Here is a 26777-nt window from a genome sequence, read left to right on the forward strand (position 1 = left end):
TTCAATTATTTTTTCTTTTAGTTTAAGCAATAGTTAATTCGGGAGGTAAGTGTATGAGCATTGTAATTAATAGATTAAAAGAAAAAGATCGACAATTTAAATATCTACTATCTAATAGAACAGTGTTATATGATTTGGAACCAGTTGGAATTGGCACAGCATATATTGAAAGTTTGACTAGCTATATTACTCGATTGTCAGCCGAACATAATGTCAAGTTATCTTCACTTTTAAGGAATGTAATTGCCCCTAAAATTGAAATAAACTATTTACAAAATCAACTTTTACAAGGTAGTGTGATATCGAAATATTATCTCCTAAATGGAATAAGTGAATCTAGTGTTGAATTTTCAAGTACAATAAATAAATTAACTGGTAGAGCTGATATTCAGTATTTGACAATGAATAATTGGACTGGTATTTTTTCTAAAAATATCACCTCACATAAAAGACGATGGTGTCCAGAATGTCTAAATCAATTTAAGAAAGATTCAAAAGAAATCTATGAACCTTTAATCTGGTATATATCTGATATAAAAAAATGTGACTTGCATAATACTAGTTTTCAAGAGGAATGCCCTAAATGTAGCAAGGTATTACCCTTAATGCATAGCAATTTAATCATGGGCTATTGCCAATATTGTCATGCATGGTTAGGAGAAGGCATTAATAATAAAAATATTGAATCAATTACTAGTGATGAGGAGTTTATTATAAATAACTCAACTTTCGCATACCAAATTAGGCAGGTAAGCTCTGATATAACTAGGCAGACCTGCAATCCATTGTGATAGTTGATTTTTAAGTAATTGTTGTGTTTGTTTATTTGTTTTCTTCAAGACATCTTGAAGAAGCTCGATTAATTGCTGCAATGCGACAGCCCAATCAAGTTCATTTACTTCGTCACAAAGGTCATAAAATAAACCACCTAATGTGCGTTCATCTGTGTGGCAACGATTTTGCCACGAGAGAATGATATATCTAGTAAAAACAATTGTTGTATGGCTAATAAGTAGGTCGTACGAGCGTCCTTGAAACTCCTTTTGTAAACGAAGGAGCGATTTCGTTGTCTTAAAGAACACTTCAATATTCCAACGGATGCCGTAAATACGGACAATTTCTTGTTCGGAGAGTGTGCAATCCGTGCTTAGAATGGCAAGCCATTCACTCTTCTTATTACGATTTTGAACGAACACGACTTTAACGGGTACCCCGTTTTTCATCATCGTCGTGACCGAACGAAGAAGCCCTTTCTTTCCTTGAAGTGGTGACGCTAATCGATAGAGTTCTTTTAATGAAACCATTTGACCATTAATTTGATAACGTTGCTTTGCATTTTTGACCATACCAATAACGTCAAGCCCTTGTTCGACGATTGCCTGAATTAAAGGTTGTTGAGTAAACCATGTGTCCATCAAAACGTAAGATGCCTCGATACCATTGGATATTGCCCGTTCAATCATCGCTGGGATTTGATCAGGCGCAGACTGGAGAGCTTCGACACGGCGCTTGTAACCGGAACTTCGTTTATCAATTTCTTCGTTGATTCCATTAATAGAAGACGTTTTTGAGCTTAGTAAAGAGAAATCAACTGGCATAAAAGTATGACCGTCTGACCAGCCTAATGTAAGCATTCGAAATCCTTTATAAAATCGCATTTTCAAAGAAGCATGATCAAAACAACGGGCAAGCAACTCCACATTCTTACTACGATTTCGATCAAACGTAGAATCATCAATAATGAGCACTTTTGGACGGTCCATTGATGTAAGCACGCTGACCTTTTGAATGGTAGCTGTACTAAAGAATAAAAGAAATTTCCGCCAAGCAAACTTGGAATGATTTAAAAAACGATAGACGGTATCCTTGCCCGGATAACGCTCGCTCTTTTTAGAAGTGACAAGGGCAAACCAATTTTTTTGATGAAAGATCAGACTAAAAACAAGCTGAAACAGATAGGCACATGAAAACCCAAAGTTTTTTCGAATACCCGCTTGGCGAAGGTACTTCGATACTTGTAATTCAGAGAATACTGCAGAAAGTTCATTTGGTAGTTGCTCATTCGAGTGTTTTTCCTTTATCATAGAGAAGGCACCTCTTCTTTGTGGTAATGGTTTCTAGTCAATTCCACTATACCAAAGATTGAGGTGCTTTTTCTGTTTAAATGTACTTGTCAAGCACCCAAAGTGATCGTTCTTAAAGCTTTGATAGACCTAAAACAAGGTCGATTTTCAAGGTGCGAAAGTTGAGTAAATAACTATAAACTGTTAATTGAAAAGGCGCAAAAACAAACATCATTTCCAATTAAAAATAAGATTAGTAGAATGCTAGTGAAAATCAAGGAAGAACTTGGGTTTAGTAGTATAATCAAGCTCTCTAAGTTCCTTGAAGTTAATAATCCTACATTGTGGACTTGGGTAAACAATCAGGCATTACCATCACCGGAAAACTTGTTCCAAATTGGGAGGAAAATTGGATGCTCAATATATGAGTTAATTTCTGAAGAGGAACTAGGTTTAAAAGTAAAAATAATTGATAACGATAATAAAATAACTAAAAAGAGGGTCTCAAAAGAGGATTTAGAAGCTCACCTTAAAGAAGCAATAATTTCAAATAAACATAAAAGTCTAACTGAAATAAGTCGTGAAGGTGGATTCAGAAGAGAATCTTCAATAAGATACTTTCCACTTCTATGTAATATTATCAATGAAAATTATGCTTCATATCAAAACGAAAAGCTAATTAAAAGACAAGAGAATCTAGAGAACGCTTTAATAAAATGTCTTAACTTGGAAATACCAATAAGCTTAAAACAGTGTCTAAATGAATGTGAAATTCCTCCTACTACGGCCCAAAGATATGCTCCAGATTTATGTAAAAAGGTAACTGCAAGATATAAGGGATATATAGTTAATCAAGCAAAAGAGAGGGAGAAAAATATCTCAAGGGAAATTGAAAATATAATTTTAGATTTGCACAATAAGGGTATGTACCCTAGCATTAACGAAATTAATAAAATGGTTTCTATTCCGGGAATATTAATTGAAAGAAAATATGGGGAATTAAGGAAAAATATTTTACTTTCTTTAGGATACAAATAATTATTATGATCTTTCTGGTTTGCTTGACATATCAGAAGGATTTTTTATTTTTAGAGACAAAATTAACGATCAGATTTGGATATAAGGGGATAAAGCATAAAAATTCCTCTAATAAAGAAATAAAGCATAAGCTTTCCTGAAAATATATAATTAGCCTTTTTATAACCAGATTTATAAAATAAATAAAATGAAGGGAGTGGAAAATATACAAGGAAAGTGTCATGAGCTCAAGTGGCCCTAAGTGTGGAAAGTTTATGCCTTATTTACTGGAAATTTTATGGTTTACGTCACATTGTGACTTAAACCATAAAAATGTCATTGTGACATACTTATGCTTTAAAAGGATAGCTGACAAACTTATGCATAAAAATGTAACGAGAGTTTTAATTTTCTTTATATTTTATCACTAGTGTTGCATGAATATTGTCCTAATTTTCATTTTTTCCATTTCTCCTAATTAGAGCCAAAAGGTAAATACCCAATTAAAGGTGCTCTGTTCATTTGGAAATTTATTTTCAATTATACTTGTGCGACGACGACAGATTTTCTTATCAAGGGATGGCTTTTCCTTCAAGCTTTCGAATCCAAATATGCGCTGGCTTCCACAAGGCAGCCCTTAAATAACGGCTAATTTGTAGCGTTTTTCGCTTGCTTTTTGTTTCAATTTGCACAAGAACATGAAGGCAAAAAACAATCAGTGCGATAAATATTTGGTTTTGAATCGCCCATTCGCTCTGACCGTAAAACTTTTTAATGCGCCTTTACTAGTGGATTTGGACGGGTTACCACCTGACTTATCCATTATAAAGGACTATTTCTTTGCATAAAATAAGATTTGTGAAGATTATGAGTCTTTGTAATATTGAAATTAAATTAATGCAACACTAGTGATATGAAGGGTATATAGAAGAGCTAAATTACCCAGAAATAAGAATGCTTGCTGTAACACTGGAAGCTCGTGGGAAAGGTGTTGCTACAGCATTGGTTAAAGAATGTATTCTAAGAACAAAAGCAAATGGGTACCATTCCATCGGCCTGCATACTGCAGATTTTATGGAGAATTCTATGAGACTTTATGCACATCTCGGGTTTGAACGATTACCCCAATATGACTTTGAACCCGCTGATGATGGAATAATTGTTAAAGCATATAGATTAAGGATTAACTCGTAAGGTTTGTTAGCATACCATCTGAGGATGAAGAAGAACACATTATTGCTTTGAAGTATTTCAGAAATCTCTATAGTTCGACACCGACCACCGGTTCAATCTCTTGCTTGTCAATCCAATCCGATCAAAAAAACGTTTCTTATACTATATAAGGAACGTTTTTTACTTATCCTCTATACGTTTGCTGTGTCACCGAAGAGCCAATGTTTGTCATTCCTGAAACTTCTTTTATCTTTCACATCGATATCCATTTATTTAAATAAACTTGAGCATAAAAATTGTTTGAATTTATTGTGTGTTGTATTCTGTAAATACAATTTTTATACTTTTTGGTATAAAAATGATAAATAGGATGACCTAAACAAGTAGTTTAGTATGAGGGAACATTTTTCGCATTCGATATTAACTCCCCATGCAAGGGGACGATAAAGAAAGTTGTTCCCAATTTTACATAAGAAGGGAAGCGAATCTAGTTGGAGAAATACACAAAACAATTTATAGCTGGTGATTGGGTAGAAGGTTCAAGTAATAGTTTTATTACAAACACAAATCCATACACAAATGAAGTACTTAATGAAATCAAAGGTGCTTCAAAAGAAGATGTAAATCGTGCTTACGAGGCGGCTATTAATGCTCAAAAAGCATGGGAAAACAAAGGGCCAGGGGAGAAACGACAAGTTATTGAAAAAGCGGCCCAATTATTTGTTGAACGAAAAGATGAAGTAATTGATTGGTTAATAAAGGAATCTGGCAGTACGAGAGTAAAAGCAGAAATTGAGTGGGGTGCAACGGTTGGAAGCTTAAAAGAAGCATCGTCCTTTCCATATCGAATGACCGGTTCGATTTTACCTTCTGATGTACCTGGAAAAGAAAACCGAATCTATCGATCTGCGAAAGGTGTTGTCACCGTGATTTGTCCATGGAATTTTCCGTTAGTGCTAACGATGCGTTCTGTTGCCCCTGCACTTGCAACTGGTAACAGTGTTGTGTTAAAACCTGCATCCTCTACACCAATTACTTCAGGCTTTCTTTTAGCTGATATATTTGAACAAGCTGGTTTACCTAAAGGGGTACTAAGTGTTATCGTAGGCAAGGGTTCTGAAGTCGGAGATGATATTGTTGAGCACCCTATTCCAAAGCTTGTGTCATTTACAGGTTCAACAGAAGTTGGACGTAGAATTGGTGAAATAGCTGGTAGAACATTGAAAGATGTCGCACTAGAATTAGGTGGGAATAATGTACTAATCGTGCTTAATGACGCCGATATTGAACGTGCAGCAGAAGCAGCTGCATTTGGGGCTTATTTACACCAAGGGCAAATTTGTATGTCCTTAAATCGTGTTGTAGTAGATGATAGTATCTACGATAAATTCCTAGAGACATTTAGAGATAAAGTTAGTCAACTCAAAGCAGGAGACCCATCTGATCCTGAAACAGCGGTTGGACCATTAATCAATAATAATGAAGTTAAAAGAATCCAAAAAGAAATTGAAAACAGTAAAGCAAAGGGTGCTAAAGTTGTTATTGGTGGACAAGCCGAGGGGAATGTTCTATATCCAACAATTCTTAGCGACGTAACGAATGATATGCCTGTTGCCCAAAATGAAATGTTTGGTCCTGTATCATCTGTTATAAGAGCAAAGGACGAACAAGATGCAATCCGTATTGCTAACGATTCCCCATTTGGTTTAAGTGGTGCTGTATTTAGTGGGGATATTCACCACGGTGTGCAGGTTGCAAAACAAATCGAAACGGGTATGATTCATGTAAATGATCAATCTGTCAATGAAGAAGCCCATGTTGCTTTCGGTGGTGAAAAAGGTTCCGGAGTCGGCCGATTTGGTGGCGAATGGGCAATTGAGAAATTCACCACGGTAAAGTGGATTAGTGTTCAAGAAGAAGATCGCTTCTATCCATTCTTTAAACAACAACAACAATAATACTTACAAAAAGAATCGACCTGTGAGGCGATTCTTTTTGAGTTTGCCTTGATTCATTTGTAAATTTATAAAAATGTTCAAATACAGAGATTCAGACATCATGATCCCAAAGAAATACACCATGACTGCGTTATGGATTGAGTTTACGATCTTGATATCGTGTAAAACATCGTTGTTTGTAGGGAATGATGGTACTGTTTCATTGGTAAAGCCAGCCCTGAGGGAAGTTTTTCTATATCAACCTTCTGATAGATAGAAGAGATGTAAGCTTATACAGATAGTAGAGGGCAGGATTAAGATATAAGAAACTTTAGTCAATATTATTAATATATCCATTTAACAACATCATCATAAGGTCTTCGAGTTTTTGGCCGAGGGTCTTTTGTACGATAACCAAAGGCTGCCATAACAGAAATACTGAAATGCCTATCTTCTAATAAGCCTTCTTCCTTTAATAGCCGGTTCATTTTTTCAATGTTAAACCCTTCAATAGGACAGGAATCAATTCCGATTTGGGCAGCGGCAGTCATCATATTTGCAAGATCTCTATATAGGTTTGCTTAGATGCCCAATCATATAAGGGACGATATCCATCGAGAAGTTTAAAATCATTTTTTTGAAACTCTTCCACTCATTTTAAGAAATTCTCTAAGTGTTCTTCAGGAAAATGGGAGACATTTCTTAAATGATCCATGATAGAACGGTTACCTTATCCTTTTTACACTATCTACGTGAAGAGATTAAATTTAGTGGAATTGAACCATTAATTGAGCAGATGAAACAAGATAAATTGGAAGCAAAAAAGATACTGGGGTTGAATTAGTTTCTAATTGTTAGTAGGAAGAAATGGTGGATGAATAATGTGAAACTTATAGATACATTAAAGGTTTGTATAATGCTGCCCAAAAAAGAAGCTATTTTTCGTTTAAATAGATTAGATATGAGAAATACAATCTTTTTACTTAATGACTTTATTGGTAATTTTGTTTTTTCCTAAAGAAATGAGCTTACTACTTGATAGCTTTTCGGGAAGTGATACTGTTTCCCAAAGCATCTATATAATCCAAATTCTTTTTCTATATCCTTTTTTTATGATCTTTTTTACGTTAATAGGGATTACCTTTTTGACAGGATGTGGATTGCTGTTAAGCAAACTTTTTAAGAGAAAATTAAAGTTTCAATTTGGGAATTGACGGCATTCACCTTGACGAAGCCCATTCTCGTTTTTACTCTTGCATATGTTTGTGTAGGAATAAACACTATTGTTAATTTAATCGTTATGGTCATGATAGCTGTCTATATGATTAAAATGATTCTCGTTTTTCCAAAAAGATTGAAAGGATCGTAAGTAAAAACATTTATTGTTACGAAAGAATGAGGACAGAATAATAAAGGTTGGTTTTGTCAGTAAAGAACGAAGCTCGGAAAGAGTTAATAAATCAAGTTTTAAAGAGGGAGGTTGTGAAATGAAACTTGTAGGGGTATCAGGGTCACTTGTTGGTTCCAAAACATCAAAGGCTGTACACGAAGTATTAGTAGCAGCAAAAACAATCGATTCATCCATCCAAATAGAATTAATAGATCTACGAGAGTATGATGTGGAATTGGTAATCGGGCACCCATTAAGTTATTACAATAGTGATACAATGAAAGTGGTAAATACAATTTTATCGGCAGATTTTCTTATTTTCGGAACACCTATATACCAGGCATCTATTACGGGTGCACTTAAAAACTTGATAGACCATTTTCCCATTGATGCATTTAAATCTAAAGTTACCGGAATCATCACAACTGGAGGTACCGAAAAGCATTATCTTGTTACCGAGTATCAATTAAGGCCAATCCTAACTTACCTAAAAGGTATAGTACCGGTTGGTAATGTATTTGTACATAATGATGATTTTGATGAGGATAACGAAATAAAAAATGTGGAAGTTTCAAAGCGTATAATAAAATTGGCTGAGGAAATGATTTCTTTGCAAAAAATTTCAAACTATTAGGAGTAATAACGATTATATAATTTTCCTGTACGTTTATCTAAGTGTGATTAACGTTTTTTTATGGGGGAAATAGAGAAACTAGGGTCAGTCCTTTTTTACCGAAAGTCCAAGGAATATTCTTCTAATGAAAATGCAATATACTAATGAGCTACTGGGATCTTTTTGGAATAAGCTTTTTTAGACAGTAGCCTGATTAAGAAGGGATGTAAACCATGACAAACCGCAACAACAATCGAAGTCAGCCACATACGGGAGGGAATAATGCAGCTGATACAGAATTTGCTGCGGAGTTTACCCAAAGTAAAAAAGCAAGGAAGGGAGCAGCAAGGGAAAGAAAAAATAAAAGCTAAAAAGGCAAAGTGGATATTCACTTTACGTGATATCCATTTTGCCTTTTTGCGTTTGCCTTTCCCAGGAGACCCTTCACCTAAATGTTATTAACTCAACTTTCGTACACTGAAATAGGCAGGTAGACCATGATGTAATTAGGTAAGCCTGCCATCCAGTGTTGTAGTTGACTTTGAATGAACTTCTGAATTCTTTTGTTACTTTCTTTTAGGACATCTTGAAGAAGCTCGAGTAACTGCACGAGTGCGACAGCCCAATCGAGATCACTAATTTCATCACAAGGATCATAAAATAGTCCCCCTAATGTCCGGTGGTCTGTGCTACACCGGTTCTGCCAGGAGAGGACCATGTATCTCGTAAGGACGATGGTGGTATGACAAATTAAGGAGTCATACGAACGACCTTGAAACTCCTTTTGTAGCTTTAATAATGATTTGGTTGTTTTGAAAAAGACTTCAATGTCCCAACGAATTCCGTAGATGCGAATGATTTCTTGTTCACTTAAGCAGCAATCGGTACTTAAAATCGCTAACCATTCACTCTTTTTATTCCGGTTACGGACAAATACGATTTTGACTGGAACTCCATTGGCATGTGTCGTTTGAATAGACCGAAGAATCCCTTTCTTTCCTTGAACGGATGAAGCGAATGAATCGAGTTCCTTCAAACTAACCTTTTTATCTTTCATCAGGTACCGTTGCTTTAAGTTTTTCACCATGCCAATGACATCAAGACCTTGATCTTTGATCTCTTTAATAAGTGGTTGATGAGTAAACCAAGTGTCCATCAGCACATGAGAAGCTTGAATACCAGTGTTCATTGCCCGCCCAATCATCGTTGGAATTTGTTCAGGAGCCGTTTGTAAAGCTTACTTACTTTTTCAATCGAATGTGCGCTTAATATCAGGAGGAATCTTCTCCATGAATAAGTGGAACGGTTTAAGAAACGATAGACTGCGTCTTTAGCTGGAATATCGGTAGATTTCTTACTTTCAAGTGTTCGAAACCAGTTTTTGTTTTCAAAGATCAAACAGAAAATGAGCTGAAATAAATCAGCACAGGTAAAGCCAAAAGATTTGGTAATTCCAGATTTTCTAAGATGTTTCAATACTTTTAGTTCTTTAAAGGTAGAATTAATTTCATTTGGAAGTTGCTTAGATTGGTCATGATTCGTTATCATATAGAGGACACCTCTTCTGTATGGAATGTTTGATTCTCGACAAATCAACTATACCAAACGGATAGGTGTTTTTTCATGCATTTTTATGTGTCAATGATCGTAACATCGGCAACTACTGCTGGTTGAACTTATCGAACATATCTCGATGCGAAAGTTGAGTTAGTTAGAAAAAAATTATAAATGAAAGAGAAATGAGTATTTCGAGATGGAAATGAATTGCAATGAAGTTCTACCTTATGACAGTATTGGCAAGGGGTCCTAATCCAAGAAGGATTAAGACCTGTTTTTGTTGAATTTATACGAAAGTAACTGAAAAATAATCGACATTTAGTACGTGTTAACCAAGGAGTTTAGCGCGTTTTTTTATTTTTTTGAAACTTTTCCCATAGATTGACTATCTAATGGCTAGAGAAAGGAGGGGGAAGATGAAACAAATTAAATTGATCAAGAAAGCAAAATCTGGTGATACTGAGGCTTTTGAGGAACTTCTGATGTTGTATAGTGACCAATTATATCGAACCGCATTTTTATATATGGGTAATCGAGAAGATGCTTTGGATGTGGTACAAGAAACGAGCTATAAAGCTTTCATAGCTATAAAGACATTAAAGAAGAATAAATACTTTTCTACTTGGTTAACAAAAATACTGATAAACTCTGCATATGATTTTTTAAAAAAGAGAAAAAGAGATCTGCCATGTGAAAATATGGAGCAGTTTATATCGACTAAAGAAGTTTATAACATTGAACAAATTGACTTGTTTAGGGCTATTGAAAATCTGAAAGAAACATATCGTGATGCTATTATTCTATTTTATTTCCAAGATCTTCAGATAAAAGACATAGCTACTATCATGGACATCCCTGAAAATACGGTAAAAACATATCTCCACAGGGGGAAGGAACAATTAAAAACCAACCTAAAGGGGGACAAGTGTGATGAAAGAAAAGTTCTTACAGGAAATTTTTGAACAAGTAGAAGTTCCAAAAGAGGATGTTCGGCAGTCTATTCGTATAGGTATACAAAGAGCTGAAATAAAGGTAAAGAAGAAAAATCATTTATTAAGAATTCTACCTGCTGCAGCGGTGCTATTTATCACAACTGTGATTACTTTAGGTTTTTCTTTTCCTTCATTTGCGGAAAAATTGCCGGTTATCGGAAATATTTTCAAGCTGTTTGAGGATAATGATAGAGAATATATTTTTGAAGAATACGATAGTTATACTACAAAATTAGATTTAACAGAAGAAAGTAATGGCGTCCGTATCACTTTAACAGAAGCCGTGTATGATGGTGAGAATATTACCATAGCTTATATGATTGATAGTGAACATGATTTAGGGGAAGAGCCAATTATAGAATCGGATCCGAATTATTTTAAGGAGCTATATGGAGAGCTAAGCGGAACTCAATTAACGAAGAAATTAGATGAGCATAAGTATGCTGGGATATACACGGTTAATATACTAAATGGGAACCGTCCTGATAGTATTAACTTCATTTTAGAAGGGATTTCAATCTTTTCACTCGAAGATAGGAAAAATCAAACGGAAGGTAATTGGTCATTTAATTTTATTTTGGATAAAGTTGAAAGTGATATACAAAAATTTGAGAATCGTGTAACCAAAGGAGAGGGGATGGAAGTAGAACTAAAAAATATGACTACAACCCCCATTTCTACAAGCTTCTATTTTAATCAAAGAGTAGATCGAAAAGTGTGGGGAGAAGAAAAATTGTCCGCTGTCTTTTTTGATTATGAACTGTCGGATAACTTAGGTAACGTATATACTATGGTGACAAATGGTTCTTTTGGAAGTGTTATTGAAAAGAGCGGAAGAGCGATAACGACAGAGATTGCCGAGGACGCTACATCTATCTTCATCACGCCTATTGTAACTAGCTATAAAGAAACAAGTAAGGGGGGAAATGGAGTAGAATTGGAACTTGCCAAACCCCCATTCAAGCTTGAAACAATTGAGATTCCACTACACATTAGTAACAGAAAAACAACAAGAAGGATACCAGTAGGATATGATATCCCTAGGATTCTTCTTGTTTTCTTGTACTAACCGTTTTTAGGAACTATTATGAAATTTCAACTCGAATATGGCATAGTTTTATCGGTTGGATACAATCTGTAAAGACCATATACAGTTATCGACAGTAGAACGAGCGATATTCCAATAGTTGTAATAATGTCAGTAGTTGTAGAGACTATTTCGCTGTTCTCTGAAGTAGACGGTTTAAAAAAATTCTAGGTAAGAAAACAATAAGATTGCCGAAGGAGTGAGCAATGATTGGAAAATATAGTTTCTTTGTTTTGACATATAATATTGAATACAAGAAAGAAGTTAAAAATGCGGCTAAAAAGCTCCCTGAATGTAAAATAGCAAATATTAAGGATGTTAAAACGATTCCCTTAAATAGTCCATACTTTTGTCCCCATTTATTTAACATCATACCCCGAAAGTTCGATTTAAAAAATTTAATATGTTGAAAATTCTTTACCAGCTATTGATAAAAATCGATACCGTTTGCTTTAGCGGTTTCCGCTAAACTTAAACAAATGGTGTTTGCCTTTGCGCCGGCTTCACTAACAGAGAAAAGCCAATTTTTTCGACCAATCACATTTGGGCGAATCGCATTTTCTGCTGGAGTATTGTCTATTTCAATTCGACCATCGGATAGAAAAGTTTTTAATCCCTCTACCCGATTTAATGTATAATCGGCAGCTTTCGCTAAGGCGTTTTTCCCGAAGAAAGGCGATTCCTCTACCCATTTTAGAAACTGTTCTACAATTGGTTTTGAATGTTTTTGTCTGGCATTTCGGCGTTTTCCCGGTGAAAGATGCTTAAATTGACGTTCTAACCGATATAATCGATCGCAATATTCCACCCCAATTTGGCCGTTTTTGCTATCAGCTTTCAGCCAATAACGTCGTACATGTGCCAACAATTGGCGAAGGTGATATCGAGTAAATTCCCATATGCCGAATAGCCATCGCATACCACGGTTCCTTTAAATCCTCCTGTAAAACCTTCTAGGACTGCTCGACTTCGCGATAAGCACTATGGAAAAGAACGATAATAGGCCCTTGGCTTGGTACGCTTCGGAAGATCCAATTGTATGCATTTGATTGACCTGGCTTTCCATCAGAACGATTAAGAATTTGTGCATATATGGGTGAATGACTACATTCTAAAACCCCTCTCGTTGTTTACCGATGAATTTTGGAATATGAAAAAATAAGATAAAGATAGTTAGATAATGTACACACTTTCTCGATAAAAAATTCATTTTTTACAAGTATGATAGAAAAAACTAGGAGCAAGGAAAAAGTATAGTGTCATTTTTTAAATCTCCAAGAAGATACATTAGAAATGAGGAATATACATGATACCTATATTTAGTTTAGGTCCAGTAACAGTCTACTTTTTTGGTTTAATGATAGCGATCGGTGCATCAGTTGGACTTTTTCTTTTTACAAGAGAGGCCAAAAGAAGAAGTCTTGACCATAAAAAATTATTGGATGGAGCCCTTTATGCGTTAATCGGAGGGGTAATTGGAGCAAGAGTTGTCTATATATTAGTCTATAATCCATCTTATTACTTTGAAAATCCTCTCAAAATCCTTCATATATCAGAAGGTGGGCTTTCCATACATGGTGGAATATTAGGAGGGTTACTTGTTGGTTACTGGTTTTTAAAACGTCATAAGTTACCAATTTGGGAAACATTAGATATAGTAGCTCCTGCTTTAATTATTGCACAGGGGATAAGCAGAATTGGCTGCGACGTATTTGGAGGGCCTATTTCTAGTGAACTCCCTTGGGGAGTAGAGAAATATGGAGAGTACCTTCATCCAGCCCAAGCATATGAATTTTTATTAGATTACCTATTATTTGGATATCTGTTGTTACGTCTAAAGAAACCTTCCTACTCAGGTCAAGTGTTTCTTCATTACTTAATTGGATTTTTGATTATTCGAGGTATTGTAGAATTTACCAGAGTTAATCCAATGGTCATTGGTCCCTTCAGTGTAAGTCATGTGATGAGCTTGATAGGTATCTTAATTGCGATAATCTTAATAAAATATCGGAGAAATTATAAAATTATAAAACAAGATAATAATATCAAAACTAGGGAATATCTCAAAACAGGCGTGTTTGTATTGTTTATCATGGTGATGTCACTCGTAATCTATTACTTGGTACAAGTTTAAAACAGACAAAAATTAATAGAATAACCCAAGGAGGAGTCAGTCATCAAGGGATAAATGTGTCCTTTGATGATAGACTTCTCTTGTTTTTTATATAGAAATCAGGAGTTGCAAGTATTATCGGAGCTTATGCAGGAGTTTGCTATTGATGCACTAGATACTAACTCTATAGGATACTTTTCTCAGATTCAGAAATTCGTCAATTATTTGAATAAGGCGGATGTTGATTATGGCTGAAAAATTTTAAATATTGAAGGTATGACGTGGGCTTCATGTGCCCAGAGAATAGAAAAAGTGACAATAAAGCTACCTGGTGTGATGTCATCCAATGTGAATTTAGCAACTGAAGAAATGCAAATCGAGTTTAAGCCTGAGTACGTTTCTATATCTAACATAATTCAAGCGGTTTCACATGCAGGGTATGAGGCGCACGAGGATATTGAAACAGCTGGATCTAATGATGAAGATAGAGAAAAAAAGCAAAGAGAAAGTAAAAATGCATGATATCTTAATATAGGATATTTATCACTTTGGGTTTTTAAAATTTCCTATAGTTCTCAATTAAATCTGCACATATACATGCGATGATAAAACCAACTAATAAAAATTAAGGGTGGAGAAGAACTAATGAATAAAAAGAAACTGTTCATGTTTCTAGGAGCAGCGTTCATTGTAATGTTTATTGGATGGTTTTATCTAGATCAGTTAAATGTACCAGAAGCAGAAACAACCGAAGAAACAATTGCACAACAAGTAAGGTCAACTCAATCGGAAATTAATTTAGAAAAGGAAACAAACTCATCTTTACAAAAAACGGATTCACAGGGAACAGTTGCAATTCAGATAACCTTGATACCCGAAAAAAGTTCAACCGATCAACTTCTTTTTGAAATAGCTTTTAACACTCATTCGGGTGATCTACTTCAATATGAGGTAGACCAACTTGCAATACTAACTTTCGGAACAAACAAAAGTCCTGAAGGTACATTTAAGTGGGAATTAGCTAACGAAGACACGCATCATCTGGTTGGCTACTTAACATGGAATGGAGAAGTTATGGAGGAACCTATAACGTTAGAATTAGAAAACATAGAGTATATTCCTTCAAGATCTTTTATATGGGAGAAAAATGAACTTACAGAAATCTTTAAAAATTTGTATTGAGAGGGGATTAAAGATGAAAAAAATAGGACTCATATTTGTTGGTTTATTGATAGTAGTAGCAATTTTTTACATTTCTACAAAGAGTGGACCACCTCTAGCTTATATACCGAATGCAGGTGAAGGAACAATATCGGTTATTGATACTAAAAAGGATGAAGTGGTTAGGACAATAAAGGTAGATAATCAACTCTCGGATGGGATTGAAGTAAGTTTAGATGGTAAAAAAATATATGCTGGTAATTATGACAAGGGAGAGTTATTTATTATCAATTCTGATACAGGAGAGGTCGAAAAGAAGATTGATACTGGAGTAAACCTTCATGGAATTGATATTACTCCCGATGGAAGATACCTGTATTTAGCAAGTGGAGATTTAAAGGAAGGAGAGCAATACAATTTCATTAAAGTAGTAGATACGAAAAGAGAGGAGATCATAAAAGAAATAAAATCTCCTTCCAAAAGTCCAGCCCATATTGATTTTAGTAATGACGGGAGTTTAGCATATGTATCCAATGTGATGTCAAATGATATTTCGTTAATAGATACTAGAAAAATGGAAATAATTTCAACGATCCCTGTTGGTACTACCCCAAATGAACTAGAACCATCAAAGGACGATAAATATTTATTTACTGCCAATGTAACAGATGGGACAATTTCCGTTGTCGACATTGTTGAACAAAAAGAAATTAGGACGATTAAGGCAGGGGATGGGACACATGGATTAGAACTTTCGCCAGATGGAAAGTTTTTATACGCAGCGAATCGTAGTTCTAATGACCTTATTAAATTTAATCTGGAAAATTATGAAATTACTAAAAAGGTTATCACAGGAGATTCAGCTAACCATGTTTCCTATGTACCTGGTATTAATAAGCTTTATGTGACAAATAAGGATTCAAATGATCTTACAGTTGTAGATGATGAAAGTTTTGAGGTAATAAAAAAAGTCGAACTAGGAAAAACTCCTCATGAAATAAGTTTTTCGAATTTAACTAAATGAGTAGGCAGATTCAAAAAGCTGATCAAACAAGATTAGCTTTTTCGTAATTACACTCTTAGAACACTTATTTGGAATCACCATTACGTCAAAATTTGGCGAACCATTTATATTGCAGTACTAAGTCCAACAAAAAGGAAGACATAAAGAAGATGAAAGATTAGGATTTTGTCAGCTCCATAAAGAAAAAAACTTTGGTAGAACTTATCATTTAATGGTAAGTTCTTTTTGTTTCTGTTAATTTATCATGAGCGTTCTCTTATTTAAAATTATTTAATTTTAATAGAACTATATGTATTTTTTATAGATTTTCACAAAAAAATAAGAAGTTAATTCTCCATTTTTTAAAAGTGAAATATCACACGAACTATGCTAAAGGGATACCATTATAACTTTAGACTAAGGATGGAAAACATAAAAAGATACCGTTTCACAATGGAAGGGTATTTTGTATTCTTATGACCAGATAATAAATATATGAAACATAAATGTAAAAATATTCTCTTTGATTGGGACTATAGACTACTATATTCTAAAAAAGAAGAAATTTGTATTATTAGATTGAAATCTGTCATTTGTAGTTGAAAAATGAGTCTTCGTAACTTTGTAACAAAACTTGTAAAAAACAAGAAGGTGGAGGAAAGAAGGATGTTAAAAAAGAAACTTGTAGTCTTAAACACATCAATCATCTTAGGAGTAGGTAGTTTAGTATCTATCCCTGCAGTTAATGCAGAATATTCTACACAAATTCAACAAGTAGAAAAAAATATAAACGAAACTGAAAATCAATTATCTGAAGTAAAGGCAAAAATAAAGAAAACTGATGATGCGGTAAGAGAGAATGATAAGTTAATTACCCAAACTGAAAATGACATTAAAATAGCACTTGCTGATGTACAAAAACTCGAAGAAGAAATCACTATTTTAAATGAAACAATTGCCAAGAGAACAGAAATATTAAAAAAACGAGCTCAATCCTTTCAGGAATCAGGAGGGAAGGTAAGTTATCTAGAGGTTCTTTTAGGTGCGGAAGGTTTTAATGACTTCATCGATCGTGTTTTTGCTATTTCTCAAATTGCAGTAGCGGATAGTGACCTTATCAAACAACATGAATTAGATAAAGCCACAGTAAAAGAGAAAAAAACTGCGGTTGATCAAAAGCTGACAGAATTAACAGAAATGAAAATCGAACTTGATGGAATGGAACTACTTTTATTACAGCAAAAAGAAGAGAATGCTAGATTGAAAATGAATTTGGAAGAAGCTCAAAAAGGTAATATGACTAAGCTTAGTGAATTAGAAGCTAAAATCAAAGCTGAAAAAGAAGCTCAAGAGGCTGCACGAAAAGCGGCTAATCAAATCACTTTGTCCACTACAAAAAAAAGTAATAGTAAATCGAGCAACATTGAAGGAAAAGTTGCCTATACATCACCCACAAATGACAGTAGTCTCCAAACGATTTTAACTGCAGGAAATAAATATTTTGGGAACTCTGTTTACGTCTTTGGTGGTGGAAGAAATGCATATGATATTGCAAATGGAAGATTTGATTGCTCAGCATTCGTGAGTTGGGCATTTAAACAAGCTGGAATTAGTATTGGGGCAAGTACAGAGTTGTTAAGAACCCAAGGTACAAAAATATCTTTAAGTGAGGCACGTCCTGGAGATTTAGTATTCTTTGATACTTATAAGAGGGATGGACACGTTGCAATATATCTCGGTGGAGGGAAATTTATAGGATCTCAATCTTCTACAGGTGTAGCCATTGCGAGCATGAATTCTGGTTATTATCAAAAAACATTCAAAGGGCATGTACGAAGAGTAGCAAATTTTTAGATAGATTAGATAATTAAGGCTTATCCTTTATATATGAGGATAAGCTTTTGGTTTATAGCATAAGAGATTAATAACATTTAGTATTTATTCGAAAATCCACAGAATTTTGATAATCATCATGTATGATTCTTTGGTAAAGAGAAAAGAAGTGGCACCGAAATATGGAAAGAAGGTACACTTCGAATCAAGTGTACCTTCTTTTCAATCTATTTAATAACCTAATAGTAATAGTATTAAGCGTCTTTTAAGAGTCTTTCTTTTTCGGGAGTAATAATTATATGATCACTGAAATTGTTCATTTGTACTTTTAATCTTGTATTTTGTGTAATCCCTATTAATTTACGTAACTCAGCAGGGATCGAAATTTTACCGTACCGAAAAATACATTGGTTTAATGTAGTATTATCATGTTGCTTTTTAATTACAATACTATTTTGATATTTATATATAAATAGGTACTCACCTTCTAAAAGGTTTAACTTTGAGCTAATTTCCTTCGGAATAGTAATTTGACCTGTTTTTAATATCTTCCTATAAAATATCATTTTTACCTCCATGATCATTAAATAAGAATTCACTAGATTTGTACCAAAAGTACAAACTATTAAACTAATCGAATCGTCTTCCTCTGCAGGATATTGTTAATATACATCTAAATTGTGTAGAAACTTTGCAGATTAACAATTTATTTACTGTAAAAATAAGGATTTCTTTCTTCATTCTTTTCTACATTTGTTATTTCGATAGGAAAAATGGAGATTTAGGTGCTGTAATGGTTTATGAAAAATTAGTTTGCTGGGGAATCATGGTTATATTAGGGATTCTTGATACAATTACATACTGGGGATTGGGGATAGAGAATTGAATGATAATAGTCATTGAGCCCCGAATGTTTTCAGGGCTCATAAATAATATGCTTAGAATAATATAGTCATTTGAATGTAAGCGCCAAATAACCCACACCTTCTAATAATTTCCTGGTTTTGTGATAATCACAGTACACGAATTGTTAGGAGGTTTTTTAGTGTCAAAAGATGAACGAAAACAAATGTGGCGACAACGCATTGAAGCCTACAAAATTAGTGGTGAGCCAAGTGTGAAAACTTGGTGTAACCAAAATCAAATAGGTTTACAAAGTATGTACAAATGGATGAGGAGATTGGAGCTGGAAGCAACTGACGTTGCGCCTCCTTCAACACAATGGGTTTCCGTCAATCCCTCCAATTCCATCATTTTCGAAGGACTTACATCACATCTGACTGTAAAAATCGGGGATGCTTCCATCGAAATTAATGAAGGTTTCAATCCGACACTTTTTACTGAAGTGTTTCAAATTCTTCAAAACCATGTTAAGTAAGACTCCTATTGATCGCGTTTACTTAGCTACAGGTTCAACGGACCTTCGTAAATCGATTGATGGATTGGCAGCAATTGTTCAAATGAGTTTTCAATTAGATCCATTCTCTTCAAACTTATTTGTGTTTTGTAATCGCAATCGTGATAAGTTAAAAATTCTACATTGGGATCATAATGGGTTTTGGCTTTATTATCGTCGCCTCGAAAAAGGAATTTTTCAATGGCCTGACGAACAAACATCCTCGCCCTTATGCATAAGTCCTCGTCAGTTAAACTGGCTCCTTGATGGGCTACCTTTAGAACAAAGACAAGCACATCAAAAAGTTTCTGCACAAATCATCATTTGAAAAAGGAATTTGGCACCTCTTGTCGAATTCCTTAAACATGGAAAAAAGCGCCCTTAACTCATCTACAATTGAAGAACTAACAGCGAGGAATGCGGAACTGGAAAAACAAAACGAAGTCTTACAGGCTAAAATCAATTGGTTGGAAGAACAATTCCGACTGAGCCAACAACACAAATTCGGGACTTCAAGTGAAAAAACAAATCCGGATCAACTCAAACTCTCTCTCTTTAATGAAGCGGAAATAACAGCGGATTTAAAAGTAGAAGAACCTACACTTGAAACAATTTCTTACAATAGAAAGAAGTATGTAGGTCAGCGAGATACAAAGCTTGAAAATCTGCCTACGGAGACTATCCACTATCGTTTATCCGAAGAAGAGCAGGTTTGTTTGTGCTGCGGTGGAAATGTTCATGAAATAAGTAGCGAAACTCGTCGAGAAATAAAAGTAATCCCTGCACAAGTAACAGTGGTAGAGCATGTTCAACATATCTATGGCTGTCGACAGTGTGAACGGGAAGCGATTGAAACACCAATTGTGAAAGCTAAAATGCCAGCACCTGTCTATCCAAAAAGTTTGGCATCCGCTTCTTCAATGGCCTATATTATGAATCAAAAATATGTGGAAGGCATGCCCCTTTACCGACAAGAAAAACAGTTGGAGCGTCTAGGCGTGTATTTATCACGTCAAACCCTAGCCAACTGGATGATCTATGGTGCAACAAAGTGGCTTTCCACTTTATACAATCGTATGCATGAGCTGTTAATCCTGAATGATCGCCTTCATGCGGACGAAACCACGCTTCAAGTCCTAGCAGAACCTGGACGTAAGGCGGATTCTAAGTCCTATATGTGGATGTATCGATCAGGCCGCGATGTTCCGCCAATCATCCTATATGATTATCAATCTACTCGTCATAGTAAACATCCGAAAGCCTTTTTACGAGGGTTTAAAGGATACCTTCATGTCGATTATGCCGATAAAAAAATTATCCCGATTATTTTAGATGCAGAAGCGTTAGCCAATATAAATTAAGCACTTGTTCCTGCATCACTTTGATTTTTATCGGAATAATTACTCAGTCAACCCATACAGCTTTTTTATTATGTCTTCATCATTTTCAAATTTGAAGGGTTCTTCATTGAAAACAGAATTATTTGAATCAATCACCTTTTCTATAGCTTTCTGTTTCATGGTTATATCTGCATTTGCATATATCAATGTCGTTTCTAATTGTGCATGGCCAAGCCATTCGCTAACCAACGGTAATGGCATGCCGGCTTGATACAGATGCATGGCTCGCGCATGTCGAAAAAGATGTGGATGCAGAGCTGGAAGGTTAGGATTTATAGTTTTAGCTGACATTTCATACTTTTTAATAAAACGGGCAACATTATCATTCGACATTCGATTAACGATTCCTTTTCTTACTGTATAGAATAAATATTTTGCTTTATCCGGGTATGGATGGAACAAAACAACATACTTATTAAATAAGTCTAATACTTCTCTAGAAATCGGCGTTGCACGAAACTTATTCCCTTTTCCAATTATATGAATCGAGCCTTCGCCTTTTGAATTTATATGAAAGTCTTTTAGGCGAAGATTCAGAACCTCACTATTCCTGCATCCTGTATCATAAAGCAAAGATAAATAAAACTGATCTCGTAATCCCGTTTTACTTTCACCATTTGGTTGCTTTAGTATAAGACGGATATCATCGAGAGTCAGAATAATATCCAGTGCTCTGTCTGGAACAGGTGTCTTTTTTATTTTTTGTATTTTAGAATAGTTATCGACTAGCTCCATGTTTTCCTCAGCCAAATATCCATAGAATGTTCTTATACATGAAAGTCGTTGGTTTCTAGTTGAAAAACTACAATGTCTTTCATCAACCAACCAATCTAGAAATTCTTTTACAGCTAATGGTGAAAAATCTTCAGTAGTTACCAAATGAAGAGATAATTTCCTCTTCGATTTTAGAAATTGAAAGAATAGATTAAGTGTATCTCGATATGATTTGATAGTATTGATGCTTTTAGCTCGAATTTCGGGTAAATAGACTTTTAAAAAGGTTTTAATTGATAGAAATAGTTTAGGGTCTTTTACATTTTTCATTTTGTCGCCTCCGGATAAATATCGGAAAAATCTTCCCATCTAATTCCGGAATTATGAATCAGTCTTTCGGGGAGAAGGTGAATATAATATAAGGTATAATTAAATGCTGAATGCCCCATATAGGCACTTAGATAAGGGAGTAACGCCATAATATCCTTCTTTGCCTCTAACCATTTAATAATAGTACGAGTAGCGAAATTATGCCTAAAATCATATGGTCTTAGTTTATCGGTACCAAAATCAAGGTTACTATTACGTAAGCAAATTTTAAATTGGTTTGTCATCCAATGTGTTGTATAAGGTCCTCCTTCAGGCCTCTGGAAGAAGAATTCTCGATTTCCCATAACGTCATCATATTTGCGGGATAATACTAAAAGGTCATCTGACATATAAATATGCCTGTCCTTACACCGTTTTGACTGTCTAATATAAATCTCTCCAGTATCGAGAGATACGTCTGTGTGTTTTAAATTTAATGGTTCATTTGGTCGCATACCGCAACAATACATCATTCGGAATAGAACAGGAACAGTGAATTCCCGTTGCGGAGATTCCCAGTAAGGAGATATTTTGTCTATTGTATGGAACAATATGGACAACTCATGATCCGTGAAAAGATATGGCTTATAGGGCTGCGCAGGTAAGTTGTAGTCAGAGTTTAGTATAAACGTCTGCCTACCAATAGTTGCTTGATATTCTGTAAAGTGACGTAATGCAATAACACGTCTATTCCTAGTATTTATACTTTCTCTAGGGCGAAGTCGAATCCACTCTATAACCATTTCCTTTGTTATATAGGATGAATCCCCATAATGCTCTGCGCAGAAATGAATAAATTGTTTCAGATACACTTCATATGATTTTTTATTAAAACCTAGTGCTTCTTTAATATCCAACATATCTTGGAGGTCGTTTAATAGGATTTCATTTAAGTTCATACAAACACACCTCCTGACATTGGAATATCCTCAAATGACATTGCGCAGGCGCTCATCTGCTTTTGATTAAAAGATAAATAAGGTTTTGAAGAGTTCATATCTGAGTGTCCAAGTATTTGAGAAATCGTATGGATCGCTACTTCTTTTTCTGCTAACCACGTTCCGATGGAACGCCTCAAGCTATGGAAAGACCGAAGGTGTTTCTTAGGTATTCCTACACTTAAGCAATAGCGTTCAATAATGCCATCTAAGGCAGCGGTATTAATAAAACCTTGGAATGGTGCTATATTTCTAACAAAGACATTCTGTTCAGTTGTTTTAGGTCTTGCCTTTAAAATATAGTCTGCTATTGCATTGCATACACAACCTTTTAGAGGTAATTTTAATGGTTTACTTGTTTTACTTTGGAAAATATTTATGGAATTTTCGTACCAATCGATATCTTGGAGTTTTAATTTTCGTACATCAATACCTCTCAACCCAGTGTTAAGTACTAACATGATAATAGCGTAGTCTCTCTTTCCAATAGCTGTACTTCGATCTATCGCTTGAATGATTCGTTCAATTTCCTCATGACTGTATGCTGACACAAGAATTTGTTTTTTACTTTTTATATGGTAATAATCTAGATTTATTGGATTACTTATTACATCATTGTTATCGAGGTACTCGATCAATAATTTAAGTGAGTATAGAATGTAATACATGCTACCTGAATTCGATTCTCGTACTGATAAGATAAAGTCTTTCACAGTTTGTGAAGATAACTGTTCGAAGGAATCGATACCTTTTTCCTCCAAAAAACAACAGAACTTTCTGAGAACGCAATTAATTTTATATTGGAATTCAGTTTTTAAATCTGATCTAGATAAGGCAGCCTCGATATAATCTGTATAATAAATATTTGGTCTGAATTTACGAGTATTTGAATATACTTTCCATTTGATAGAACCTGTTTCTGCATATTCCTCTATAAGGTATGCACCACGCTTGAGAGCATTATAATAGCGCAGAGTGATTTTCTTGCTTTTAAAATCATTCATCTTTTGATTAAGAAATTCTTCAATTAATTGTTTTGAATAATAGATTTCGTTATTATCTTCAAAAAATAATAAAAGCCGTTTTAAATAACGACCATAAATTTCTCTAGTTGAATCCTTTAAGCCAAATTTTTCAATTTCTAGCAATACACATTCAACTAAGGAATTAATGCTTTGCGAATTCATAGTGACCACCCTTTATATTGTGATTGTTAATATAAGTAGCTTTATCACAATATAAAATAATATCCCGATATTATTAAAAAAAATCACAACATTTATGTGACTTTGTTTTAATAATCGGGATAATTTTTTTATCGGCATAATCAACTTTATTCTGATATCAAAATAATGTCGATGGATATGCGGGATATAATGACATAAAGGACGTTCGGTTGGTCGGCTGTTGGGCGCATTCGCGGAGAAAATTCGATGAGGCTCTCAAATCATTACCAGCCAATATCGATAAAAAAGAAACAACCGCTGCAGAGGGTCTTCAATTCTGTAATCAATTATTTAGAATTGAAAAACAGGTCAATGAAAAATTTGAAAATTGTACCCCTGAACAGCGTAAAGAATACCGTCTTGAGCACAGTAAACCCGTGTTAGACGCTTTTTTGACATGGCTTAAAACAAAGCGCCCGCAAGTTCCCCCAAAAAGTAAATTGGGAGAAGCGATTACCTATACAATCAATCAATGGTCCAAACTCGTTGTATTCCTTGAAGATGGACGACTTGAATTGGATAATAATCGAGGAGAGCGTTCAATAAAACCTTTCGTAATGGGCCGCAAGGCATGGTTATTTGCCCAATCAATGAAAGGTGCAACATCTAGCGCCATCATCTACAGCATTGTCGAAACCGCTAAGGAGAATCAATTAAATCCACTAAACTACCTAACGTATCTATTCGAACAATTACCATTAATAGATATAAATGATGTAGAAGCAATTGATCAACTCCTACCATGGGCGCAGACAATTCCTACAGACTGTCGCATCCCGAATAAATCTAAATAAAGCATACTACAAGCGCCCACGTAAAAATACGTGGGCGCTATTTGACGCTTACATTTGAATAGAAATAAATTATGTAAATAATTCGTTGATAATAATCACACCTTTCTTCTAGATACTCATGGCAATTTTATCTAATACGCTTGCATTAGTACCAAATTTACACATAGCATCACAGTCACAACGAAGGTCTGAAAAAAGAATATATGAAATACTGCACATTTGGTCATGCTGAAAAGAGGGTCTAAGAAGCTGTACTTTAATTTCTTTTTCTCTTTTATTTGGAGCGATTAGGTAGTACTTACAATCCTTGTTATTCATAGTGAGAGCTAAATCGTATAGTCTTAGAATTCCAGAGTAAATAGATGTGCTCTTTTCAACTTCAAAAGCACAAATGATTTTGTCTTGGTTATCTAGCCATAACACATCAATTAAGGAAATCGTGTCTTTTACCTGAATAGGCACTTCATTTAAGTTTAATTGATCAAGAGAATATTCCCCAAGCTTCCGATTATTCCACTCTCGTTTATGGTCATTTCTAGCAATCCATACATGGTATCCAAGAGCTGTCCCTAATTTAGATAAGTGATATTGCATTTCCGTATGTTCATTATTTTCAATACTATCATTTATTACTTCAGCGTGTCTTTTGCGATTTGTTTTTTCTCGTTTTTCCATCTGTTTAAGAGCAAGGTCGTGATTTTCATTTATGATAAATTTTGCAGTCCCTATCTCAAAAAGGAGACCACAGACTGCACCAAGATCTTTTGAGAGGAAAGTGTTAAATTTCTCGTTGACATCCAGTATCATTTCCCGCATACGAAGATACTCATCCCAAGAACCTAGTTTAACTTTTTCGTTAAAAAGAGTATTGAAACCGTTAACAATTGAAGTGTTAAATGGGGGAAATATAGTTGGATGAAGAAAATACAGGATGTTTGCGACAGCAGGTCCAAGTCCCTTTATTTTTTTCTCATTTAGCTTTTTCACTTCATGGATCAATTGTTGATCTTTTGTACTTTGTAGACAATTTTTAAGGAATTCCGCAAATGATTTTTTATTATCCTCATTTTCGTAAATATCAGGTATTCGAAGTTTTGGTTTCCAGTAAAATGCATGGGCAGCACCTTCAAAGATTTGTTTTTGTTCCGCGATAGCTGTTACAACAACTTCCAAAGAAGAACCCTTAAAATCAGTACCAAATTTATCATTCTCAATGTCCTCTATTACTTTTTTTATCCCATTACGGATTGTTCTAAAGGCCTTTAATCGTTCATCGTTGTTAATAAACCATGTTTGATAAACAGATTCGACGTCCGAACGGTAGTCGCGTAACAATTGATCGAAGTAGTCGTTGTTCATATGTACTCTCCTTATTTAACAAAATAAGCTTGATATGATAAACATAGTAATTCAAAAGTATGAAGTTTTTGTGCAGAACCTTTTAACAATGGATGTTAAACCGATAAAAAATATAAAACTATGCACTTACTTTTGCATTGCACTATATAAATAGTTTATCATTCAGCACAATTTCTCTATAAATTTTTGATAATCTATTTCCAGCTATCAAGAGGGATTATAAATCATTAAGTTAATAATGGAAGCGCAAACATTATTATTATTTAAAGGGGATTAGTTAATGAAAATTAGTGAAACTACTAAGGAAAAGGTAAATAAACATTCACAAATAATATTTTGTGTTTTAGCATGGATTCTCCTCATTTGTATTGTTATTCAAGTTTCTTTAGCCTCAATGGCTGTTTTTGTGAATGATGACATTTGGGGCAAACACTTAGCATTTGTAAAAGTGATTGAATATATCCCAGCATTTATGTACATATTTGGGAGTGCAGCTTTAAAGGTATGTGATAGAATTATCACACTCTTTTTTGTAGAGAGAAATGTGTCTAAAATGTTAAATGTTGAAGTAAATGCCACTGTGATGTGAATCACTGCACAAATTCTGCAACTCTTTATTATATTCTTTTCCTTGTATAATTC

26 protein-coding genes and 5 pseudogenes are annotated in these 26777 nt (G+C 34.5%); 19 read left to right on the forward strand and 12 right to left on the reverse strand.

Annotated features, from left to right (window positions below; genetic code table 11):
* Positions 1-53 precede the first annotated feature (53 nt).
* Complete coding sequence (locus tag AA0X71_RS03695) at positions 54-791, forward strand: TniQ family protein (RefSeq protein WP_413359369.1); 738 nt, start codon at positions 54-56, stop codon at positions 789-791.
* Here AA0X71_RS03695 and AA0X71_RS03700 read toward each other — a convergent pair.
* Positions 723-2084, reverse strand: a complete 1362-nt coding sequence (locus AA0X71_RS03700; protein ID WP_413357336.1) for a transposase — start codon at positions 2082-2084, stop codon at positions 723-725. The two genes, AA0X71_RS03695 and AA0X71_RS03700, sit on opposite strands and share 69 nt — an antisense overlap.
* Before the next feature lie 246 nt (positions 2085-2330).
* Between AA0X71_RS03700 and AA0X71_RS03705 the strand changes: the two genes are divergently transcribed.
* On the forward strand, positions 2331-3101 hold the full coding sequence (locus AA0X71_RS03705) for a hypothetical protein (protein ID WP_413359372.1): 771 nt from the start codon (positions 2331-2333) through the stop codon (positions 3099-3101).
* 551 nt (positions 3102-3652) lie between these two features.
* Here AA0X71_RS03705 and AA0X71_RS03710 read toward each other — a convergent pair.
* Positions 3653-3856: pseudogene (locus AA0X71_RS03710) on the reverse strand (IS4 family transposase); the annotation flags it as partial.
* 148 nt (positions 3857-4004) lie between these two features.
* Here AA0X71_RS03710 and AA0X71_RS03715 point away from each other — a divergent pair.
* Together AA0X71_RS03715 and AA0X71_RS03720 are read left to right on the forward strand one after the other, a co-directional pair.
* On the forward strand, positions 4005-4274 hold the full coding sequence (locus tag AA0X71_RS03715; protein WP_413362457.1) for a GNAT family N-acetyltransferase: 270 nt from the start codon (positions 4005-4007) through the stop codon (positions 4272-4274).
* A gap of 470 nt (positions 4275-4744) precedes the next feature.
* Positions 4745-6211, forward strand: coding sequence for an aldehyde dehydrogenase family protein (locus AA0X71_RS03720; RefSeq protein WP_413359374.1), 1467 nt, complete (start codon positions 4745-4747; stop codon positions 6209-6211).
* A gap of 323 nt (positions 6212-6534) precedes the next feature.
* On the opposite strand, the pseudogene AA0X71_RS03725 reads toward AA0X71_RS03720, so the two are convergent.
* Positions 6535-6908: pseudogene (locus AA0X71_RS03725) on the reverse strand (nitroreductase family protein); the annotation flags it as partial.
* On the opposite strand from AA0X71_RS03725, the gene AA0X71_RS03730 reads away from it, so the two are divergent.
* The 3 genes from AA0X71_RS03730 to AA0X71_RS03740 all read left to right on the forward strand — a co-directional run bounded on the left by AA0X71_RS03730 (position 6897) and on the right by AA0X71_RS03740 (position 8564).
* A complete protein-coding gene (locus AA0X71_RS03730; RefSeq protein WP_413359377.1) occupies positions 6897-7034 on the forward strand; it encodes a riboflavin kinase in 138 nt (45 codons plus the stop codon). The pseudogene AA0X71_RS03725 and the gene AA0X71_RS03730 sit on opposite strands and share 12 nt — an antisense overlap.
* Positions 7035-7677: 643 nt before the next feature.
* Complete coding sequence (locus AA0X71_RS03735) at positions 7678-8214, forward strand: NADPH-dependent FMN reductase (RefSeq protein ID WP_413359380.1); 537 nt, start codon at positions 7678-7680, stop codon at positions 8212-8214.
* 212 nt (positions 8215-8426) lie between these two features.
* Positions 8427-8564 carry a hypothetical protein gene (locus AA0X71_RS03740; protein ID WP_413359383.1) on the forward strand — a complete coding sequence of 46 codons (138 nt, stop codon included), beginning with the start codon at positions 8427-8429 and terminating at the stop codon, positions 8562-8564.
* A gap of 92 nt (positions 8565-8656) precedes the next feature.
* On the opposite strand, the pseudogene AA0X71_RS03745 reads toward AA0X71_RS03740, so the two are convergent.
* Positions 8657-9741: pseudogene (locus tag AA0X71_RS03745) on the reverse strand (transposase).
* 425 nt (positions 9742-10166) lie between these two features.
* Between AA0X71_RS03745 and AA0X71_RS03750 the strand changes: the two are divergent.
* The gene (locus AA0X71_RS03750) at positions 10167-10712 is read left to right on the forward strand and encodes a sigma-70 family RNA polymerase sigma factor (RefSeq protein ID WP_413359386.1); all 546 of its coding nucleotides are present in this window, start codon (positions 10167-10169) and stop codon (positions 10710-10712) included.
* On the forward strand, positions 10681-11811 hold the full coding sequence (locus tag AA0X71_RS03755) for a DUF4179 domain-containing protein (protein ID WP_413359388.1): 1131 nt from the start codon (positions 10681-10683) through the stop codon (positions 11809-11811). The genes AA0X71_RS03750 and AA0X71_RS03755 overlap by 32 nt, the downstream gene beginning before the upstream one ends.
* Before the next feature lie 145 nt (positions 11812-11956).
* Here the strand turns inward: AA0X71_RS03755 and AA0X71_RS03760 are convergent, their stop codons facing one another.
* The 3 genes from AA0X71_RS03760 to AA0X71_RS03770 are packed head-to-tail and all read right to left on the reverse strand — an operon-like array spanning position 11957 to position 12753.
* A complete protein-coding gene (locus tag AA0X71_RS03760; RefSeq protein ID WP_413359390.1) occupies positions 11957-12202 on the reverse strand; it encodes a CPBP family intramembrane glutamic endopeptidase in 246 nt (81 codons plus the stop codon).
* A 51-nt stretch (positions 12203-12253) separates the two neighbouring features.
* Positions 12254-12637, reverse strand: coding sequence for an IS66 family transposase (locus tag AA0X71_RS03765; RefSeq protein WP_413362459.1), 384 nt, complete (start codon positions 12635-12637; stop codon positions 12254-12256).
* 29 nt (positions 12638-12666) lie between these two features.
* Positions 12667-12753, reverse strand: a complete 87-nt coding sequence (locus tag AA0X71_RS03770) for a hypothetical protein (protein WP_413362461.1) — start codon at positions 12751-12753, stop codon at positions 12667-12669.
* A 382-nt stretch (positions 12754-13135) separates the two neighbouring features.
* Here AA0X71_RS03770 and lgt point away from each other — a divergent pair, with 382 nt between their 5' ends.
* The 5 genes from lgt (at position 13136) to AA0X71_RS03795 (ending at position 17960) form a co-directional block, all read left to right on the forward strand.
* Positions 13136-13963 carry a prolipoprotein diacylglyceryl transferase gene (lgt, locus tag AA0X71_RS03775; protein WP_413359392.1) on the forward strand — a complete coding sequence of 276 codons (828 nt, stop codon included), beginning with the start codon at positions 13136-13138 and terminating at the stop codon, positions 13961-13963.
* Between the two features lie 246 nt (positions 13964-14209).
* Positions 14210-14464 carry a cation transporter gene (locus AA0X71_RS03780; protein ID WP_413362463.1) on the forward strand — a complete coding sequence of 85 codons (255 nt, stop codon included), beginning with the start codon at positions 14210-14212 and terminating at the stop codon, positions 14462-14464.
* A gap of 123 nt (positions 14465-14587) precedes the next feature.
* Positions 14588-15124, forward strand: a complete 537-nt coding sequence (locus AA0X71_RS03785) for a hypothetical protein (protein ID WP_413359394.1) — start codon at positions 14588-14590, stop codon at positions 15122-15124.
* Between the two features lie 13 nt (positions 15125-15137).
* Positions 15138-16127 carry a cytochrome D1 domain-containing protein gene (locus AA0X71_RS03790; protein ID WP_413359396.1) on the forward strand — a complete coding sequence of 330 codons (990 nt, stop codon included), beginning with the start codon at positions 15138-15140 and terminating at the stop codon, positions 16125-16127.
* A gap of 645 nt (positions 16128-16772) precedes the next feature.
* Entirely contained in the window at positions 16773-17960 is a 1188-nt protein-coding gene (locus AA0X71_RS03795; protein ID WP_413359398.1) for a coiled-coil domain-containing protein, read from the forward strand.
* A gap of 233 nt (positions 17961-18193) precedes the next feature.
* On the opposite strand, the gene AA0X71_RS03800 is transcribed toward AA0X71_RS03795, so the two are convergent.
* Positions 18194-18505: an AbrB/MazE/SpoVT family DNA-binding domain-containing protein gene (locus tag AA0X71_RS03800; protein ID WP_413359400.1), complete on the reverse strand. Its 312-nt coding sequence runs from the start codon at positions 18503-18505 to the stop codon at positions 18194-18196.
* A 479-nt stretch (positions 18506-18984) separates the two neighbouring features.
* On the opposite strand from AA0X71_RS03800, the gene tnpA reads away from it, so the two are divergent.
* From tnpA to tnpC (AA0X71_RS03815), 3 genes and pseudogenes are all read left to right on the forward strand, one after another.
* A complete protein-coding gene (tnpA, locus tag AA0X71_RS03805) occupies positions 18985-19317 on the forward strand; it encodes an IS66 family insertion sequence element accessory protein TnpA (RefSeq protein ID WP_413358809.1) in 333 nt (110 codons plus the stop codon).
* Positions 19307-19663 (forward strand): IS66 family insertion sequence element accessory protein TnpB, encoded by a 357-nt coding sequence (gene tnpB / locus AA0X71_RS03810; RefSeq protein ID WP_019155464.1) that lies wholly within the window; start codon positions 19307-19309, stop codon positions 19661-19663. The genes tnpA and tnpB overlap by 11 nt, the downstream gene beginning before the upstream one ends.
* 37 nt (positions 19664-19700) lie before the next feature.
* A pseudogene (tnpC, locus tag AA0X71_RS03815) lies at positions 19701-20633 on the forward strand (IS66 family transposase); the annotation flags it as partial.
* Positions 20634-20735: 102 nt separating this feature from the next.
* Here the strand turns inward: tnpC (AA0X71_RS03815) and AA0X71_RS03820 are convergent.
* From AA0X71_RS03820 to AA0X71_RS03830, 3 genes are read right to left on the reverse strand one after another with little or no spacing between them, the layout of a single operon-like run.
* Positions 20736-21779, reverse strand: a complete 1044-nt coding sequence (locus tag AA0X71_RS03820) for a tyrosine-type recombinase/integrase (RefSeq protein ID WP_413356853.1) — start codon at positions 21777-21779, stop codon at positions 20736-20738.
* A complete protein-coding gene (locus tag AA0X71_RS03825; RefSeq protein ID WP_413356854.1) occupies positions 21776-22717 on the reverse strand; it encodes a tyrosine-type recombinase/integrase in 942 nt (313 codons plus the stop codon). The genes AA0X71_RS03820 and AA0X71_RS03825 overlap by 4 nt, the downstream gene beginning before the upstream one ends.
* A complete protein-coding gene (locus AA0X71_RS03830) occupies positions 22714-23943 on the reverse strand; it encodes a site-specific integrase (protein WP_413356855.1) in 1230 nt (409 codons plus the stop codon). The genes AA0X71_RS03825 and AA0X71_RS03830 overlap by 4 nt, the downstream gene beginning before the upstream one ends.
* A gap of 164 nt (positions 23944-24107) precedes the next feature.
* Between AA0X71_RS03830 and tnpC (AA0X71_RS03835) the strand changes: the two are divergent.
* Positions 24108-24776, forward strand: a pseudogene (tnpC, locus tag AA0X71_RS03835) (IS66 family transposase); the annotation flags it as partial.
* Positions 24777-24884: 108 nt separating this feature from the next.
* Here tnpC (AA0X71_RS03835) and AA0X71_RS03840 read toward each other — a convergent pair.
* The gene (locus AA0X71_RS03840; protein ID WP_413359403.1) at positions 24885-26135 is read right to left on the reverse strand and encodes a hypothetical protein; all 1251 of its coding nucleotides are present in this window, start codon (positions 26133-26135) and stop codon (positions 24885-24887) included.
* Between the two features lie 280 nt (positions 26136-26415).
* On the opposite strand from AA0X71_RS03840, the gene AA0X71_RS03845 reads away from it, so the two are divergent.
* Positions 26416-26724 carry a DUF6220 domain-containing protein gene (locus AA0X71_RS03845; RefSeq protein WP_413359406.1) on the forward strand — a complete coding sequence of 103 codons (309 nt, stop codon included), beginning with the start codon at positions 26416-26418 and terminating at the stop codon, positions 26722-26724.
* Positions 26725-26777: the final 53 nt, after the last annotated feature.

Origin of the sequence: Robertmurraya phoenicis (assembly GCF_047302285.1) — a bacterium.
Classification (GTDB): Bacteria; Bacillota; Bacilli; order Bacillales; family Cytobacillaceae; genus Robertmurraya.

What these genes read in the sequence shown, in the direction of transcription:
- AA0X71_RS03695 (WP_413359369.1), top strand. Translation starts at nt 54, where the DNA reads ATGAGCATTGTAATTAATAGATTAAAAGAAAAAGATCGACAATTTAAA.
- AA0X71_RS03700 (WP_413357336.1), bottom strand. Translation starts at nt 2,084, where the DNA reads ATGATAAAGGAAAAACACTCGAATGAGCAACTACCAAATGAACTTTCT.
- AA0X71_RS03730 (WP_413359377.1), top strand. Translation starts at nt 6,897, where the DNA reads ATGATCCATGATAGAACGGTTACCTTATCCTTTTTACACTATCTACGT.
- AA0X71_RS03735 (WP_413359380.1), top strand. Translation starts at nt 7,678, where the DNA reads ATGAAACTTGTAGGGGTATCAGGGTCACTTGTTGGTTCCAAAACATCA.
- AA0X71_RS03740 (WP_413359383.1), top strand. Translation starts at nt 8,427, where the DNA reads ATGACAAACCGCAACAACAATCGAAGTCAGCCACATACGGGAGGGAAT.
- AA0X71_RS03750 (WP_413359386.1), top strand. Translation starts at nt 10,167, where the DNA reads ATGAAACAAATTAAATTGATCAAGAAAGCAAAATCTGGTGATACTGAG.
- AA0X71_RS03755 (WP_413359388.1), top strand. Translation starts at nt 10,681, where the DNA reads ATGAAAGAAAAGTTCTTACAGGAAATTTTTGAACAAGTAGAAGTTCCA.
- AA0X71_RS03760 (WP_413359390.1), bottom strand. Translation starts at nt 12,202, where the DNA reads ATGATGTTAAATAAATGGGGACAAAAGTATGGACTATTTAAGGGAATC.
- lgt (WP_413359392.1), top strand. Translation starts at nt 13,136, where the DNA reads ATGATACCTATATTTAGTTTAGGTCCAGTAACAGTCTACTTTTTTGGT.
- AA0X71_RS03785 (WP_413359394.1), top strand. Translation starts at nt 14,588, where the DNA reads ATGAATAAAAAGAAACTGTTCATGTTTCTAGGAGCAGCGTTCATTGTA.
- AA0X71_RS03790 (WP_413359396.1), top strand. Translation starts at nt 15,138, where the DNA reads ATGAAAAAAATAGGACTCATATTTGTTGGTTTATTGATAGTAGTAGCA.
- AA0X71_RS03795 (WP_413359398.1), top strand. Translation starts at nt 16,773, where the DNA reads ATGTTAAAAAAGAAACTTGTAGTCTTAAACACATCAATCATCTTAGGA.
- AA0X71_RS03800 (WP_413359400.1), bottom strand. Translation starts at nt 18,505, where the DNA reads ATGATATTTTATAGGAAGATATTAAAAACAGGTCAAATTACTATTCCG.
- tnpB (WP_019155464.1), top strand. Translation starts at nt 19,307, where the DNA reads ATGTTAAGTAAGACTCCTATTGATCGCGTTTACTTAGCTACAGGTTCA.
- AA0X71_RS03820 (WP_413356853.1), bottom strand. Translation starts at nt 21,779, where the DNA reads ATGAAAAATGTAAAAGACCCTAAACTATTTCTATCAATTAAAACCTTT.
- AA0X71_RS03825 (WP_413356854.1), bottom strand. Translation starts at nt 22,717, where the DNA reads ATGAACTTAAATGAAATCCTATTAAACGACCTCCAAGATATGTTGGAT.
- AA0X71_RS03830 (WP_413356855.1), bottom strand. Translation starts at nt 23,943, where the DNA reads ATGAATTCGCAAAGCATTAATTCCTTAGTTGAATGTGTATTGCTAGAA.
- AA0X71_RS03840 (WP_413359403.1), bottom strand. Translation starts at nt 26,135, where the DNA reads ATGAACAACGACTACTTCGATCAATTGTTACGCGACTACCGTTCGGAC.
- AA0X71_RS03845 (WP_413359406.1), top strand. Translation starts at nt 26,416, where the DNA reads ATGAAAATTAGTGAAACTACTAAGGAAAAGGTAAATAAACATTCACAA.